Here is a 2,147-nt window from a genome sequence, read left to right as displayed (position 1 = left end):
CCGTCCAGTCGTCAATGGCTTCCGTATGCTCCCTGGTGCGTTCGTCTTTCAAAAACCGGTTCTTTGTGTTGAACTGCGCGCCCCGTCCCTGCAAATACTGCTCTGCCTCCCCCTTCGCTTTAGCGGAAACTTTATAGTGATCCTGCTTAAGTTTTTCCGACATAAATTTGATTCAAACCTGTTAATAAAAAAAGGAGGCAATCTTGAGCTCACTTCAATTGCTTCCCTTTATAAGCTTACCCAAATAACTCCCCCTGCTTTGTTGTTACCGGTAGGTTCCGGAATGCAAACCGTTGAACAATCTGATAGGCCGTTTCGTTCCGGGCCCGCTTTAGCAGCAGCATACTATCTGCAATAAAGCAGCCGGTAAACTGCCTGTTGCTGTAGTCGGCCCATGACTTCACGTATTGCCATGGCTGCAGGTTACGCGCCACCGTTAGATGAGGCTCCATTATAAAATGCGGCTTATGATCATCATTCAGCTTCATCAGGCGCTGCCCTTCGCTGCGTACCTGTTTAATAAGATCCTGCACCGGCGTTTTTGTTGCCACATGAATACAGATCGTATGGGAAGGAAAGCTGCCGTAATCGCGCAACATTATTTTGAACGGACGCTGGCCCATGCCCACGATATTGAGCCGGTTCACAATGCGGGCTTCCATCATTTCGTATTGTACAAACTTTGCGAGGGTAATATGCGGCTTACCCCACCGGGCATTTGCCGCCTGGTACGTGTCGGCAAAGCGTGCTTTAATTTTCACGATTTTATTCCATAATTCTTCCGGCGGAGGCAATACCAGCAGGTATTCATTCACACGGTAACCGGGCAGTAACTGAATATCCTTTTCCATAAAAACCATTTTGAATGATCAAATATTTAGCATAAATTTACTAAATAAATTAGTAATCACAAAATAATTATATGGACGGGGAAATTATGTATAACGCCGCCTACGGGGGATCGAAGCGGTTTACCCAGTGGGATGTGGCGCATGCCAATGCCACAGGCTTCAGCGCTGCCGCAGACGACTATATGGAAAGAGGCATTGATCTTAATGAGCAACTGATCCGCAACAAGCCGGCTACCTTTATGATGAAGGTGAGTGGTGAAGCGATGGTGGATGCCGGCATATTTAGCGGAGATATCGTGATCGTTGACCGTTCGCTAAAAGCCGTTAACGGTAAAATAGTGATCGCTGTACTGAATGGTGAAATGCTGATCCGGCGGCTGGAGAAAACCTTTAATAAAGTGAGGCTGGTGCCTGAAACGCGTAAACTGTCGCCGATTGATATAGACCTGTCTGCCGCCGACTTTTCCATTTGGGGAGTGGTCACTTATTGCATTCACGCGGTATGACATGAAATACAAAAAAGCAAAAAGCAAGCCTTCAATAGAAGCCGGAAACCTGAAATCCGAAGGGAATACAAAGCATCAAGGAACAAATAAATCTCAAATTTTAAAGCCCGGAGACCTGCAACAATAAACTATACACTCATACCTTCTTCACGGTATATTGCGTTGAGAAGTTTGTACTTTCTCCTGCTGTGAGCGTAATAAGACCGATACCATTGTTGAATGAATCGGGCGGGGTGCTGAGGTTTTCAATAGCAATGCTGTTGCGGTGCGGAGGAATATAAATTTGTAAATAAGGGTAGCTTTTATCCGGCCGTATTTCCAATTGCCACCCCGTAGCGGGATCGCGTACAACACACATGGGCTGCGCTTTACCGAAATCCAGCACAAATGAATTGTCTAATGCCGTTTCCCCGATGCGCGCCGGTAAAGTGAACGCGTTGTAAGGTAATATTTTTCCTGTAGGGATAAGATCAATAAATTCCAGCATTTCCCCCGACCGGAACTGCAGTTCAAGATCATCTACCCTGTCTCCAAAAGTAAAATAAGGATGCCAGCCGTCTGCAACGGGCAATGCGGAAATGCCGGTGTTTTTTATGGTGGTGGTAATGCTCAACGTGTTTTTTTCTTCCAGGCGGTATACAACGCCACAGTTGTAAGGAAAGGGATAGCCCGGATCATCGCCTTTGTATTCATGCAGGAGCGATACCAGGGCCGAATGGTCCGATGCCTGCTCCTGCACCAGCCGGAACGGTTGTTTATACAGGAGTCCGTGTATGGCAGCCCCGCTTCG

General features: G+C 47.0%; 3 protein-coding genes. 1 reads left to right on the top strand and 2 read right to left on the bottom strand.

The features are described from left to right. Nucleotides 1–236: 236 nt before the first annotated feature. Nucleotides 237–851, bottom strand: coding sequence for a 2'-5' RNA ligase family protein (locus PLH26_RS21350; protein ID WP_324588041.1), 615 nt, complete (start codon nucleotides 849–851; stop codon nucleotides 237–239). A gap of 71 nt (nucleotides 852–922) precedes the next feature. Between PLH26_RS21350 and PLH26_RS21345 the strand changes: the two genes are divergently transcribed. After that, complete coding sequence (locus PLH26_RS21345) at nucleotides 923–1,357, top strand: LexA family protein (protein ID WP_324588040.1); 435 nt, start codon at nucleotides 923–925, stop codon at nucleotides 1,355–1,357. A 136-nt stretch (nucleotides 1,358–1,493) separates the two neighbouring features. Here the strand turns inward: PLH26_RS21345 and PLH26_RS21340 are convergent. Beyond that, a partial coding sequence (locus PLH26_RS21340) for an aldose 1-epimerase (RefSeq protein ID WP_324588039.1) occupies nucleotides 1,494–2,147 on the bottom strand: 654 nt, incomplete at its 5' end.

Origin of the sequence: Agriterribacter sp., assembly GCF_035444585.1 — a bacterium.
Classification (GTDB): Bacteria; Bacteroidota; Bacteroidia; order Chitinophagales; family Chitinophagaceae; genus Agriterribacter.
Note: the sequence above shows the minus strand (reverse complement) of the source record. Positions and strands in the feature narration are given on the sequence as shown.

Bases quoted from the DNA above. Each gene is read 5' to 3' on its own strand.
- PLH26_RS21350 (WP_324588041.1), bottom strand. From the start codon at position 851: ATGGAAAAGGATATTCAGTTACTGCCCGGTTACCGTGTGAATGAATAC.
- PLH26_RS21345 (WP_324588040.1), top strand. From the start codon at position 923: ATGGACGGGGAAATTATGTATAACGCCGCCTACGGGGGATCGAAGCGG.